Origin of the sequence: Pseudomonas sp. GGS8, assembly GCF_024168645.1 — a bacterium.
GTDB lineage: Bacteria > Pseudomonadota > Gammaproteobacteria > Pseudomonadales > Pseudomonadaceae > Aquipseudomonas.
Genome location: NZ_JALJWF010000001.1, coordinates 5,411,073 through 5,424,773, shown reverse-complemented (window position 1 = coordinate 5,424,773; position 13,701 = coordinate 5,411,073). Strand labels below are relative to the sequence as shown.

General features: G+C 55.5%; 8 protein-coding genes. 2 read left to right on the top strand and 6 right to left on the bottom strand.

Going from position 1 to position 13,701, the window contains the following annotated elements:
• Positions 1-170: 170 nt before the first annotated feature.
• From J3D54_RS24160 to J3D54_RS24135, 6 genes are all read right to left on the bottom strand, one after another.
• Positions 171-1,076 carry an AraC family transcriptional regulator gene (locus tag J3D54_RS24160; protein WP_253423600.1) on the bottom strand — a complete coding sequence of 302 codons (906 nt, stop codon included), beginning with the start codon at positions 1,074-1,076 and terminating at the stop codon, positions 171-173.
• An 81-nt stretch (positions 1,077-1,157) separates the two neighbouring features.
• Positions 1,158-2,045, bottom strand: coding sequence for a phospholipase (locus J3D54_RS24155; protein WP_253423597.1), 888 nt, complete (start codon positions 2,043-2,045; stop codon positions 1,158-1,160).
• A 190-nt stretch (positions 2,046-2,235) separates the two neighbouring features.
• Positions 2,236-3,102 (bottom strand): phosphatidylinositol-specific phospholipase C domain-containing protein, encoded by an 867-nt coding sequence (locus J3D54_RS24150; protein WP_253423595.1) that lies wholly within the window; start codon positions 3,100-3,102, stop codon positions 2,236-2,238.
• A 143-nt stretch (positions 3,103-3,245) separates the two neighbouring features.
• Positions 3,246-4,541: a glycosyltransferase gene (locus tag J3D54_RS24145; protein ID WP_253423592.1), complete on the bottom strand. Its 1,296-nt coding sequence runs from the start codon at positions 4,539-4,541 to the stop codon at positions 3,246-3,248.
• Positions 4,542-4,674: 133 nt separating this feature from the next.
• Positions 4,675-8,469, bottom strand: a complete 3,795-nt coding sequence (locus J3D54_RS24140; protein WP_253423589.1) for a hypothetical protein — start codon at positions 8,467-8,469, stop codon at positions 4,675-4,677.
• A 247-nt stretch (positions 8,470-8,716) separates the two neighbouring features.
• Positions 8,717-9,076 (bottom strand): response regulator, encoded by a 360-nt coding sequence (locus tag J3D54_RS24135; protein ID WP_253423586.1) that lies wholly within the window; start codon positions 9,074-9,076, stop codon positions 8,717-8,719.
• Positions 9,077-9,334: 258 nt separating this feature from the next.
• Here J3D54_RS24135 and J3D54_RS24130 point away from each other — a divergent pair, with 258 nt between their 5' ends.
• Positions 9,335-12,838: a response regulator gene (locus tag J3D54_RS24130; protein ID WP_253423583.1), complete on the top strand. Its 3,504-nt coding sequence runs from the start codon at positions 9,335-9,337 to the stop codon at positions 12,836-12,838.
• Positions 12,839-12,858: 20 nt separating this feature from the next.
• On the top strand, positions 12,859-13,650 hold the full coding sequence (locus tag J3D54_RS24125) for a protein-glutamate O-methyltransferase CheR (RefSeq protein WP_253423580.1): 792 nt from the start codon (positions 12,859-12,861) through the stop codon (positions 13,648-13,650).
• The last annotated feature ends 51 nt before the right edge of the window (positions 13,651-13,701 follow it).

Sequence of the window (13,701 nt, the reverse complement as noted above, 5' to 3'; positions counted from 1 at the left end):
TCCATCGCACTGTGATCGATACTTTTTTGCACTGGGCTTTGGCGGGGGAGATGCAAGGACAGGCTTTGCAGAGGCGAGCGGTCATTGAATTTGTACAGGTTTCATCGGCCTCTTCGCGGGCAAGCCTGCTGCTGTAGGAGCGAGGCTTGCCCGCGAAGGCGATCTAAAATTCAGCCCAGGTTTTGCTCAGTCAACCGCTGCACCGCCAACCGCCGGTAGTGCGACGGCGTCATGCCCTTGAGTTGTTGAAAGCGCCGATTGAAGTTGGAAATATTATTGAAGCCCGACTCGAAACACACATCGGTCACCGTTTTATCGCCATCGGCCAGCAGCTCGCAGGATTTGCTGATGCGCAGGCGATTGACGAACTCGATGAAGCAGCGGCCTGTAGCCTGTTTGAACACTCGGCTGAAGTAGGTCGGCTTGAGGCCCAAATGCTCGGCCACCTCTTCCAGCGTCAAACCCCGGGCGTAATGGGCAAAAATGTAGTCCACTGCGCGGTTGGTACGGTCGATATTGTGTTCGTCGGCCAATTGCGGCGTTGTGGCACCGGACAGCAACTGATAGTCATCGGACGCCGCCAGCAATTCCAGCAGAATGAAAAAATGCCCAAGTCGGGTCATGCCTCGGGTGTCGGCAATCCGTTGCATCAAGGTCATGGCCTGGCGGATCGTGCGCTTGCAACGAAATTCGATGCCGTACTGTGCACGCTCCAGCAAAGGCGTAAGGGTCTTGAGTTCGGCAAATACCTGATGACCGCTTTCGAACAGTTCATCAGTGAAATTGACCAACATGTCGCGCTTGGGCACCACTTCGTCTTCGGCCACCTGGCTGATCCAGTTGTGGGGCAGGTTGGGGCCGGTCAGGAACAGCGTTTCCGGGTAGAAGTTACCGATGTAGTCACCGATGAACACCTTGCCGGAGCTGGCGACGATCAGGTGCAGTTCGTATTCCTTGTGGAAATGCCAGCGCACCAGGGGACAGGGGAATCCGTGCTGGCGATAGATGATGGACAACCCGTTGTGGTCGTCCATCAATTCGTAGGAAGGATCGGTGACTCTGGCTGTTCGGGTCATGTCAGGGCGCTTTTTATTGTCATTGCACCCTGATCATGCCTCTTTCCGACCAGGTAATGCCAGCGTGCAGCACCCCAGGCATCAAGCCGGCTCCCGATCATGCAACGCATGGCCGTAAACGGCTTTCATGCTGGTGGCCGTCCAGCAATAACGAACGATCTCTGACTGGTCGAAAAAGTCGGTATTGATGATGCTGCAGCGCGTCACCCAGTCCCGGGTGGGGTTGAACCAGTCATTGATGTGGTTTTTGATGTCTTGAGGCCCCCCCAGAAACGCGTAGCTGGTGGCCGATAACGACCATAGGAATGATTCGTAAGGCGCGTCTTTGAGCGTGTTGGAAATATGGGTTTTCAAGTCCTCGGTGTCGGTAAACCGCCTGTTGATCCATTTGTGTGCAATGCGCGGCCAGAAATAATCCTCATCCAGTTCCCGTCGTACGGGCGCCGCTAATATCACCCGGCGGCGGGCACTGATCCGCTTGAGCTCGCCGATCGTTTTTGTGGCGTTGTCGGGCGGTATTACTCGCTGTCCGAGTTGGCTGATCAGAAGCTCATTGAGCTTCTGATAGTCGAAGCGTTTATTACCGTCTCCTAGCTGATGAAAGTCCAAAACCACAAATTCATCCGGATGACGATCCAGGAAAGATGAAACTGCGCTGATGAGTTCATCGAGGACTCGGTGGGATTGGTAGCCATTGTGATGGAAATAGAAGATTGATTGATCAGCCGCCTCGGTGTAGCCCAAGCGGATATCGAATGCCCGTGCACCATTGGACAGTTGCCAGGCAAATGAACCGTTTTGACAGGTCGTCCAGTTGCCGACGACTACCTCATAATTAGGTGCCTGTTTATCCATGCCGGCGTTATGGGCGCCGGGCCAGATAACATCCGTCAGTTTTATACGATTGATGTCGAGGACATTACTCATCCACGTTTGTTTATCCAGCGTGATTGCTGCGTTGTGGGTCATGACCGTTCCTTGTCGTTGAATCGTCTCCTCCATGGCGGCGACGAAATTCATGTGTCGGATGTGGCTGCGTGCCATTCCGCTATTACTCGCCTGTGTAGAAAGGCTTGCATGACCCAGCATAGAAGTGCGCGACAGCATCGCCAGTCACGGAAATACTTGCACAAGAAATAACCCTTTAATGGCGCCGCAACTAGTTGGCTCGCTTGGCCGCTTTACTCAGGTTCGCGGTCAGGCAATATGAAACAATGTTGCTTTCTTCAATGAAATCGACGTTGATAATATTGCACCGTGTTGCCCAGTCGCTTTTATTCGGGGCAAACCACGAATTCAGCTCATCGTGAATATCTACCGGACCACCGAGAGCGCTATAGCTGGTCGCGGACAGGGACCATGGTGCCCATGTGCCTGGCGGATATTTCAACACTTTTATAATGTGCTGCTCCAACTCGGCGGCACTGGTGATGCCGTTGCCAGACCATTTGTGCTCGATTTGCTGAATGAACACGTTCTTGTCAATTGCCCAGTGCCAAGGCGCAGCCACCACAACGCGTTGGCTGCCGCTGAGACGTTTGAGTTGGCCGATGCTCAACGAGCGATTTTGGTTGGGAATCAAACGGCGCCCAAGGAAATGGACCACCATCTTATTGAAGTAAGCGTAATCAAAGGAGTCCCCATGCAACTCATGAAAGTCCAGGATGATGAATTCATTGGGGTTTTCTTGCAGAAATGTTTCTACGTCGTTGACAAGGTGCCCAAACGTGCGGCCGTTACGGTAGCCGTTGTGATGAATGCAGAACTTGCCGAGCCCCGGCGCACTGGCGTCATACGTCAAGCGGATGTCAAGCACTCGGGAACCGTGGCGCAGTTGTGAGTAAAACGATTCGTGCTGACACGCGAGCCAATGGGCGCCCGGGATCAGCGGCCAGGACGCCTTCCAGTCGCTGCCGGCGTTATGGGTGCCTGGTAGTGTCAATTCGGCGAGCGACAAAGTATCAATCGCTGGCGCGGCGGCCATCCAGTTTCTAAATGCGTAGTTGTGCTGAATAACGTTGTCCATGTAATGCATCCTTGCATTGTTTTATAGGTGTTATCGGTTGATCGAATTTAATGTTTGTCACTTCGATCAATGATTTATAAGGAAGAAAATAGAAGTGATCAACAGTTGTGATAATGCAAGATATGTGTAGTTAGTTACTTGGCTTAAGCGAGGTTTCGGTTTTTCGCCTCAATCCATTGCGCCATGTATTGCGTACTTTTGTGGTGGTGATGGCGTAACATGCTGCCCGTAAAGTTATCGCGTCTACGTTGTGGCAAATGTTGCTGGCAGTACAATAACTTCTCGATCAATGCCGGGCCATGTTCCGACGCTTTATATCGATCGGCCAATAAACGCTGCCCGAGGGATTGGGCGGCCGTCCAGAGTGCATCATCCTTATACAGTTGCACCGCATAATCGGCGAACTCCTGTGCCGTCCGGGTCACGGCGCCTGGCCACGGATGTTCGCCGTGCATTGCTTCGGCACCGATAGGCGTTGTAACCGTGGGTGTGCCGCACAGCATGGCGTCGACAATCTTGCCTTTAATACCGGCACCGAAGCGCAGAGGCGCCAGACAAATGCGTGCCGCCGACATCACTTGCAAAGCATCTTCTGCCCAGTTCATGACATGAAAACCCTGGGCCGGGTTGTGCAGCGCGGTAGCCTTGGGTGGCGTGTAAGCGCCGTAGATATGCAACTGAGCCGTGGGCAGTTGCTCGCGGATCAACGGCCAGATGGTTGTTTTCATCCAGAGCACCGCATCCCAGTTAGGCGCATGTCGAAAATTGCCGATGCTGAGAAAGTGCGCCCGATCTTCAAAGGCTGTCGGCGGTACGCTCGCAGGTTCGACCATCAGCGGACACCAGTGCAGCAAGTTGCGCGGCAGCTTGAACTGCTCGACCAGCAAATCGATCTCCACTTCAGAGATCATCAGGTTCAAGTCGCAACGGTACAGCGCAGCAATCTCCCGTTTGGCGAGATCGGTATCGGCCATGAGCTGGAACTCTTCATGCAAGGCTGGCGCGAATAGCTCGCTGAAATCGTTGGCGTCGTTACTCGCCTTCAAGCGTTCCTTGAGCCGCTGATGCCGTGCATGACGAAGGCTTTGCAGGTCAGAGGTCTCAAGCACGCGCAAGGCATCGGGGCAGTGTTTTTCGACTCGCCAACCGAACTGTTCTTCCATCATGAACTGGTCGAACAGGACAATATCCGGTGCGAGTTCACTGATAAACGCATCGAAGCTGCTGTTGTTCAATTCGATCGGCACTTCGCGGATGCCCAGCGCGGTCAGGTCCGCACGATGCTCACCGGTGCCAGCCGGACTGCTGAAGGTAATGTCCCAGCCTTGCTGCAAGAACGTATCGAGGATTTGCATCACATGCCCGCTGGCCGCCGAAGAACGGGGCTCGGGCCAGACGTAACCAATGACAAGGACTTTGGTTGCGTGGGGCTGGATCATGTAAGGGCGTTCCTTGAGGCGGGAAAAGGGCGGGGGAGAAGACGAAGGCCGTAATTAAACCACAGCCCGCAGTGCTTTTCCGTCCGCCATCCTGCGCCAGGGACAGTGCTCGCGATCACACCGCCTCAGTGCGTCACGACAACAGTTGCGAGGATTTTCCCAGGTTGATTCGAACAGGGTCGACGACCCGGCCTGAACCGGCATTTTTCAACGCACGGCGCAACGCCGACAGGTTGTCGTAGAACGCTGGGGCGTTGGTCTTCAACTGGCTCAACAGTGACGTCACCATTGACTGGGAGTCGGCGTTGAGCAAAGCAGGCGCCGTATGGAAAAGCTCCGAAGGAATGAATGCCGGAGGATCCAGCAATATGGGGGCATCGGCACCTGCCAGCTTGCTGGAAAGGTCGATGTGCGTGCGACCTTTGGCCAGATTCAACAACTCGGCTACGTCCACTTCACCCGACTTCAAGGCATGTTTTTGCGATTTTTGTGCATAGAAGAAGTCCAGAGTGTCGGGACCTCCATGGGACATCTCATGGATCAACACGTCGGCGATTGCACTGTTGTCATATTTAACGCTGCGGTAAAAGTCGTTCAGGTGGTCCGCATAAAATACGATGAACTCTTCAAGGGGGGCGTCGGCCTTGGATGCGGCTTGCCAGCTTCGATACTTGCCGGGGTATAACCCGCCTATGACCGACTTTGGGGTGGTGGCCTCGATGGTGAAGTTGGTGGTCTTGATCGCATCAAGGTCATCTTTGATCAACAGAAGATCGTCCAGGTATCGTTCGGCAATCGCGGACGAATCGTCACCGAAAAATGTCCGGTAGACGAATTTCCTGTCAGTGTCGTGAAGACGACTGGTTAATACCTCTATCGCATTGCTGACTTTATTTCGCGCAACAGGCAGAGCATTCTTGATGATCGCGCGGCTGTAATTTTTCGGCAGCAGTCGATGCCATCCGCGAACGGGAATGAAGTCCGTCAATTTCAGGTTTCTCAGTGGCGCCCCCCATGGCGAACCCGTTTTTACGTTGAGGGCGTACCAGTCTCCGCGTTTTTCGACAATCAACAGATGGGCAGGCTCGCCTGTATCGCCCAGTTTTTTCCAGGAGCCCTGCAGGATGTCTGTGCGATTGGCTGCTTTGATCAAGTCATAGGTTTGGGCGCTGCCCGTGAGTCGGCGGACTTGAAATGTCGCCGCCTCGATGGCCGCCAGGCTGTGTTTGCTGAATTGCAATGCGCCTTTCTTGATCAGGTGTGCACCGCTGAAGAGCAAATCAGGTGCGCCATCCAGCGGGTTCAAGAGAGAAACCGTCAAGCGTGCGGTGAGTTTGCCGAGTTGGGCGGACCTTGACGCAAATGAGGCCGTTTTCGAGGCGGCACTGGTGAGTTTTGCGCTGACGCCGATCACCGTGCCGACCACCGCCAGGCCATCGAGTATGCAGCCGACAGCGCCTTCGGCCCGGGTGGTGCTGCTGTCCGATGACAGGTCTTCAATACATTTTTTGAATGGCACGACCAAATCAATGATGAAGGTCTTGATTTTCTCTGCTTTGTCGCGCTCCAGCTCCAGTGCGGTTCGTCCTTCACCATTGCGCTTGAGTTCTTCATAGCTCGCGAAGGGGCGGTGCTGGACGATGAAAAGGGCCAGTTTTTCCAGTTGCTCATTGAGAAAGCTCTGGTACTGACTGCCGATCGACGGGGCTCCCGACAGGGGGGCGGCGATCATTCCGAGTTTTTCGATCACGGCCCTGCTCGAGATACCCTCGCGTGGTTCAACGCCCTGGCTGTAAGCGAGAAAATCAATGGGCATCTGAAATGGGCTCACCGCCGGGGTTGGCTCGGTGATGTTCCCGGTGAAGTCCACCCGGGCCGGTGAATTGATCTTTCCAGAACTGACAATCAATCGGCCCAAGGCGTTGTTCTTTCGACATTCGCCACGCAGGGTGAAGAGCTCATAGCAGTCAACTTTCCCTTGGTAAGATGCGGTGATGATCACCGCGTAACGGCAAGTGGCTGCGTCTTTATCCTGTTGGGTTTCCTTGTAGTGGGTCGGTTGAATGCCGGCACCAATAAGCCCGATATTACTGACCGGTGTGGTGTAGGGACGCGCCACCGATTCGCGAACGGTATAAACACTGATTTCCCCCATCTGAAGTGCAGTGCGGTCCAGTGCCGGCAACTGTGACAGGGCGAGTTTTATATTAGTGAGAATGCCGGCTTCCAGGTTCTGGTGATAGGCATCGAAGGCAACTTCATACAATTCGTTTGCCGGCGTCAGATGTTCAATTCCAGGAAGTTCCGGGTAGATGTCATTGGCGCTATTCCAGTCCAGAGTGACCAGGTCATCAGACATGTGCAAATCAACGACGGACATTTTCAACGTCGACCCGCGACCCGGGTGAAAGCCCTGGCCGGCCTTGGTCAGATTCACCGTCTCCAGAAAACGGCAGTTCGGGTACGCCTTCTGCAATTGAGCAAGTGCAATGTTTCGTCGGGAGGGAAGTGGGGAGGTGAGTGAGTGAATGACCTGGTCAAAACGATTGATATGTTGTTGATAGGCATCGATCGCGACGATCAGGGACGGCTTGTCGTACTGGCCGTGTGCGTCAGGAGAGATCACCTTGTTCATGGTCGCCCAATTAATGACGGGCTTGATCGTTGAGGCGTTGTGCAGCAGTTCCAGTTCCGGGGTCACGGGCTCCAGCGCCGAAAACTTCAAGAGTTCAGCATAGGACATCAGCCGCGAGGATCCCGGGTCATAGGCCTCGGCCAAGGCAACCGCCTGCGTGAGCGCAACCCAGGCCGGGGTTCCAAGTCGTATCGATGTGGGCAGGCCTCGGACCAGAAATTCCGGCGCAATACCCGCCAGCAAGATGAACGTGGCAAGCGGGGTGGCCACTCCCGAGTCTCGGCCCAGACCCACCAGGTGCCGGTCCAGGTCCTCCCGGACTGCCTCGGGACTGCGATCGACATTGCTGGGCTGATAAAGCTCGTAGCCGGCGATCTCAGTACCTGTGATGTCTGCCGATGGGTCGATGGCAAGTATGATGGCGGCCACCAGTAGCGATTGAAGATGCTCCTTGGGGGGTTCCTGGTCTTCGTGCGCGCCGTACCAGCCTGTAACGTTGAGGTACTCTTTGGCCCATTCGATCGCTGTTGATGTCTCCAGAATCTGGTCCAGCAAGTAATCCGCGCCGGCTTGCACTTCATCACTGGTTCTGTTGCCGATGACAGGGCGTGCGAGCTCCTCCAGCATTTGCTGGGGGCGCGAGAACGCTTGCAGAGTGAGGCGCGCCACCTCACCACGCTCAATCTTGCTCAGTACAAAAGGCGAGTTCTCATGCCCGGAGACGGCTTGCCAACAGTTGCCGATCGGCGGGCCCGCGGGCAGGTCAAGGGCCAGGAAGTCAATCAGGTTTCCGGCCTCGGTAACCGTCGTCGGAACCGTCAACTGATTAAAGCGCAGCCATTGTTCAACACTGATGTCGTGAGCGAAATAGATATACCCGCCCGCGTGAAGGGCGATCTCCCCAATAATCGATAAAGTCTGCTGGAGTTCCGAGAAATACTTGATGTCTTCCATCAAGTTATGCCAGCCCCCCTGCGAGCCGGCGTGGAGGTTGCCCTCGATATCCACTCGCAACGGCGGCAACATGTCCGAGGCACTCCAGGCCTCACGCGACGCTATAAAGTCAGGACTAAGGGTGGTGCTTTCCAGTAGTTCTTTTGCAGGGCCATAGATTTCATCAAACAAGGAATTCGGGCGATGCGGAATATAGAATGTTGAAAGATCAATCTCTTGCGTGCCTTCCATTCCTTTTATGTAATGCGCCATGGCGCGGACAAAGTCTTCTCGCTCAGCTTGCGTGGCTTTTAGTTGCTGTGTGTTTTCAATCGGCGGGTGCACCGGGGCGTGGCTCATAAACATCCATTTAATTAATCGTCGTAGGGGACTCCAGGAGTGGAACTTCATTGTTCCAATGTTCTGGCGCTCGACAAGAGTATCTTTGGCGATTAAAAAGTGGGTAGCGCTACTTGTTTATCTGATGTGTCGGCCTTGGATCTAAAAGAGCAACTTTTCGCGATGAAGGCGGGCTCGCCAGCGTTTCAAGGCGCGCAATGAATTGACCCATCATTGCGATACGGGTCTTTCCCCCCCTACAGCCCTGTCAGGGCAATATGTCCTTGACCTTGTCGCGCAACTGATCAATCGAGAACGGCTTGCCGATCACATACATGTCATCAGGCACTTCGATGCTCTCGGCATAGCCGCTGGCGAACAGAATCGGCAACTCCGGACGCAACAGGCGCGCCTGCTTGGCCAGCTCCCGACCGTCCATGATTGGCAGCCCCACATCGGTCATCAGCAAGTCGATGCACTGGTCCTCATCGTTGATGAAATCCAGCGCCTTTTCGCAGCCATCGGCTTCAAGTACCCGGTATTCCAGTTCCACCAGCACATCGACGATCAGCATGCGCACGATGGCATCGTCTTCAACGACTAGTATGGTGGATGTGTTGGTGGACATAGTGGGGCTCTCAAAGGTTGGATTTGCTATAGCGTCGATCGAAATCACCGGGCTCTTGCATGAGTACGTGACGGATCACGACAAGTTCCCGAGGCGTTACAAGAAACAATAGCCGCACAAGAGCCACACAGAATAACCACTCCTTTGTGCCGGGGCAGTGAAATGCAGGATTTTGCCGAAAAACGTGTCAGAAAAATGGATGCCCTCGGCCGTTTTGGGGCAGACTCGATGGCTTTCAACAGTTCGACAAGGCTTCCCATGACCTCTGCGCCTGCGGTTGACGAGCAACGATTCCGTAAACTCTTGAGTCGCAACGTCAGCCTGCCATTGGGTGTTGGCGTCATCAGCGCGGTGTTCTTCGTCTCACTGATCACCTATCTGCTGTCGGTGATCCAGTGGGTCCAGCACACCGACCGGGTGATCAATAATGCCAATGGAGCCGTAAAACTGACCGTCGATCTGGAAACCGGTATGCGCGGTTTCCTGCTCAGTGGCGACGAGCATTTTCTTGAGCCCTATGAGACGGCCAAGCCAAGAATAGCGGTCGCTCTCAATACCTTGCTCGAACTGACTGCGGACAATCCGGTGCAGACCGATCGCCTGCACCAGCTCCAGGCCTTGCAGACGGAATGGGCCGATTACGCGCAATCGATAATCGATTTGCAGCGAGCAGGCGGTGATTACCGCAGTGTCGTCAAAGTCGGGCGCGGCAAACGGTTGACCGATGAGATCCGCAAGCAATTCGAAGACGTGATCGATATGGAGCAGCAGTTGCGTACCACGCGCAACGAAGAAGTGCGGCGCACCACCATCTGGAGCATCGCCCTTTATCTGTTGTTCGTGGCCGGTATCAGTGGATTGCTGGCCTATATTGGTCGCCGGGATCTGCTCAACCTGTCCCGCAGCTTTGGCGTCAACCTCGCCGCGCAACAGGCCAGCGCCCGGCGTCTGGAACAGCAGGCCTGGTTGCGCAACGGCCAGACCGAACTGGCCGAGCAAGTCTTGGGGCAGTTATCGCTCAATCTGTTGGGGCGCAATATCCTGCAGTTCTGCGCGCAATACCTCGGCAGTGCCGTCGCGGCGATCTATGTGCGTGAGGAGCATGGCGGCCTGAAGCGCATCGCGTCATACGGTTTCTCTCGGGAACAGGAGGCGCTTGAGCAGCAGATTTACAATGGTGAAGGGATTGTCGGCCAGGTGGCGCAACAGGCGCGCCTGATTCGTCTTGATGAGGTGCCAGGCGACTACTTCAAAGTCAGCTCTGGCCTGGGCGAAGGTTTGCCACACAGTGTGCTGGTAGTGCCGACCAGTGATGACGATCGGGTCAACGGGGTGATCGAGCTGGGTTTCCTGCGGCCGCTGGCGGATCGTGACATCGAGTTGCTTGAACTGATCGCCGGCAACATTGGCACCTCGATCGAGGCCGCTCGTTATCGCCAGCGCTTGCAGGAAGTGCTGGCCGAAACCCAGCAACTCAACGAAGAGCTGCAGGTTCAGCAAGAGGAACTCAAGAGCGCCAACGAAGAGCTGGAAGAGCAGTCGCGGGTTCTCAAGGAATCCCAGACTCACCTCGAAACCCAGCAGATCGAGTTGGAGCAAACCAACGAACAACTCGCCGAACAGGCGCAGATCCTGGCTGAGCAGCGCGACGCCATGGACCTCAAGAACAGTGAGCTGAATCAGGCCCAACTTGAGCTTGAGGCCCGCGCCGAAGAATTGCAGCGTGCCAGCAAGTACAAGTCCGAATTCCTCGCCAACATGTCCCACGAGCTGCGCACGCCGCTGAACAGTTCGTTGATTCTGGCGAAATTGCTGGCGGAGAACCCGCAGGGAAACCTCAGCGCCGAGCAGGTCAAGTTCGCCGAGTCGATCTATTCCGCCGGCAACGATTTGCTCAACTTGATCAACGACATTCTCGACATTTCCAAGGTTGAGGCCGGCAAGCTTGAGGTGTGTCCGGAGAACACCAGCGTCGCGCGCCTGGTGGAAGGCCTGCGGGGAATGTTCGAGCCGTTGGCGGCGGACAAGAAACTGGATTTTGAAGTCGAATTGCGGGCTGACGCGCCGCTGAGACTGTTCACCGACTGCCAGCGCCTGGAGCAAGTGATCAAGAACCTGCTGTCCAACGCGGTGAAGTTCACCGAAAAGGGCACTGTCAGCCTGATCGTGGCTGCTCAGCCGGCCGATGGCATTGCGTTTATCGTCCGCGACTCCGGGATCGGCATTGCGCCGGATCATCAGGAAAGCATTTTCGAAGCCTTCCGTCAGGCCGACGGCACCACGAACCGTCGTTACGGCGGTACCGGCCTGGGCCTGTCGATTTCTCGTGATCTGGCCACGTTGCTGGGCGGCTCCATCAGCCTGACCAGCACGCCGGGGCAGGGCAGTGTGTTCACCCTGGTCTTGCCGCAGCACTACGTCGAACCGGGCGATACGCCTGTCGAAACGATGAAAGCCACGCCGGTGGCCATGCCGGCTCTCCCATCGAAAAACGCCGAGGTTACCGCGGCTGTGCCGCTGATGGCCGATGTCGATGTTGCGTGTTTCGACGATGATCGCCACAAGGCGCCGTTCGCCAGTCGTTGCATCCTTGTGGTGGAAGATGAGCTGAACTTTGCACAAATCCTCTACGATCTGGCCCATGAACTGGGTTATCAGTGCCTGGTGGCCCACGGCGCCGATGAAGGCTACGACCTGGCCAGGCAATTCATCCCCGACGCGATCCTGCTGGACATGCGCCTGCCGGATCATTCCGGGTTGACGGTATTGCAGCGCCTGAAAGAGCACGCCGAGACCCGGCACATTCCCGTGCATGTGATCTCTGTCGAAGACCGTGTCGAGGCCGCCATGCACATGGGCGCCATCGGTTATGCAGTCAAACCGACCACGCGCGAGGAACTCAAGGAGGTATTTGCCCGTCTCGAAGCCAAACTGACCCAGAAGGTCAAACGCATATTGCTGGTCGAAGACGATGATGTGCAGCGCGACAGCATTGCCCGATTGATCGGCGACGAGGACATCGAAATCACTGCCGTCGGCCTGGCGCAGGATGCACTCGATTTGCTGCGCACCACGATTTTTGACTGCATGATCATCGACCTGAAGCTGCCGGACATGCTCGGCAACGACTTGCTCAAGCGCATGTCCTGCGAGGATATCTGCTCGTTCCCGCCGGTGATCGTCTATACCGCGCGCAACCTGACCCGGGACGAAGAGGCCGAGCTGCGCAAGTATTCGCGCTCGATCATCATCAAGGGCGCGCGTTCGCCCGAGCGGTTGCTGGATGAAGTGACCCTCTTTCTGCACAAGATCGAATCCCGGCTGTCCCATGAGCGCCAGACCATGCTCAAGACCGCGCGCAGCCGCGACAAGGTGTTCGAGGGGCGCAAAGTGCTGTTGGTGGATGACGATGTTCGTAACATCTTTGCCCTGACCGGTGCGCTGGAGCAAAAGGGCGCGGTCGTGGTGATTGGCCGTAACGGTCGTGAAGCGATTGAGCGATTGAATGACGTCGAGGACATCGACCTGGTGCTGATGGACGTGATGATGCCGGAAATGGACGGTTTCGAAGCCACCCTCGAAATCCGCAAGGACCCGCGCTGGCGCAAACTGCCGATTATTGCGGTGACGGCCAAGGCCATGAAGGACGATCAGGAGCGCTGCTTGCAGGCCGGCTCCAACGACTACCTGGCCAAGCCCATCGACCTGGATCGCCTGTTTTCGTTGATTCGTGTGTGGTTACCGAAGATGGAACGCATTTAGTGGAGCGCAGCGAAATCGAAATGAGGTTGTTGATCGAAGCGATCTACCTCAAGTACAGCTACGATTTTCGTGATTACTCCGGCGCGTCGATCAAGCGCCGGGTCAACCATGCATTGAGCCAGTTCGAGTGCAATACCATCTCGGCGCTGCAAGAGAAGGTCCTGCACGACCCGACTGCGTTCATGCAACTGCTGCAATTGCTGACAATCCCGGTCAGCGAAATGTTTCGCGACCCTTCGCACTTCCTGGCCCTGCGTGATGAAGTGGTGCCGCTGCTCAAGACCTATCCGTCGATCAAGGTCTGGATTGCCGGCTGCAGCACCGGCGAAGAGGTCTATTCGATGGCGATTCTGCTGCGCGAAGAAGGCTTGCTGGATCGCACCATCATCTATGCCACCGACATCAACCCGCGTTCGCTGGATAAAGCCAGGCAAGGGATTTTCTCCATGGCGAATGTTCGCGCCTACACTCACAACTATCAGCAGGCTGGTGGTCAGCGCTCGTTCGCCGATTACTACACGGCGGCCTATGACTACGCGATTTTCGACAAGAGCCTGTGCGACAACGTGACCTTCGCCGATCACAGCCTGGCCACCGATAGCGTATTCTCCGAAACTCAATTAATTTCGTGTCGTAATGTACTGATTTATTTTAATAAAAAGCTTCAGGATCGAACGTTCGGCTTGTTTCATGAATCTTTGTGTCATCGTGGCTTTCTGGCGCTGGGCAGTAAGGAAACCCTGGATTTTTCGGCCTATGGCAATCAATTTGAGCCGTTGGTCAAACATGAAAGGATCTACCGCAAATCATGAACTGTGCAGGTATTCCTTGTGTAGAAGCTACCCTGATCGGGGCTTCGGCCG

What these genes read in the sequence shown, in the direction of transcription:
- J3D54_RS24160 (WP_253423600.1), bottom strand. Translation starts at nt 1,076, where the DNA reads ATGACCCGAACAGCCAGAGTCACCGATCCTTCCTACGAATTGATGGAC.
- J3D54_RS24155 (WP_253423597.1), bottom strand. Translation starts at nt 2,045, where the DNA reads ATGACCCACAACGCAGCAATCACGCTGGATAAACAAACGTGGATGAGT.
- J3D54_RS24150 (WP_253423595.1), bottom strand. Translation starts at nt 3,102, where the DNA reads ATGGACAACGTTATTCAGCACAACTACGCATTTAGAAACTGGATGGCC.
- J3D54_RS24145 (WP_253423592.1), bottom strand. Translation starts at nt 4,541, where the DNA reads ATGATCCAGCCCCACGCAACCAAAGTCCTTGTCATTGGTTACGTCTGG.
- J3D54_RS24140 (WP_253423589.1), bottom strand. Translation starts at nt 8,469, where the DNA reads ATGAGCCACGCCCCGGTGCACCCGCCGATTGAAAACACACAGCAACTA.
- J3D54_RS24135 (WP_253423586.1), bottom strand. Translation starts at nt 9,076, where the DNA reads ATGTCCACCAACACATCCACCATACTAGTCGTTGAAGACGATGCCATC.
- J3D54_RS24130 (WP_253423583.1), top strand. Translation starts at nt 9,335, where the DNA reads ATGACCTCTGCGCCTGCGGTTGACGAGCAACGATTCCGTAAACTCTTG.
- J3D54_RS24125 (WP_253423580.1), top strand. Translation starts at nt 12,859, where the DNA reads ATGAGGTTGTTGATCGAAGCGATCTACCTCAAGTACAGCTACGATTTT.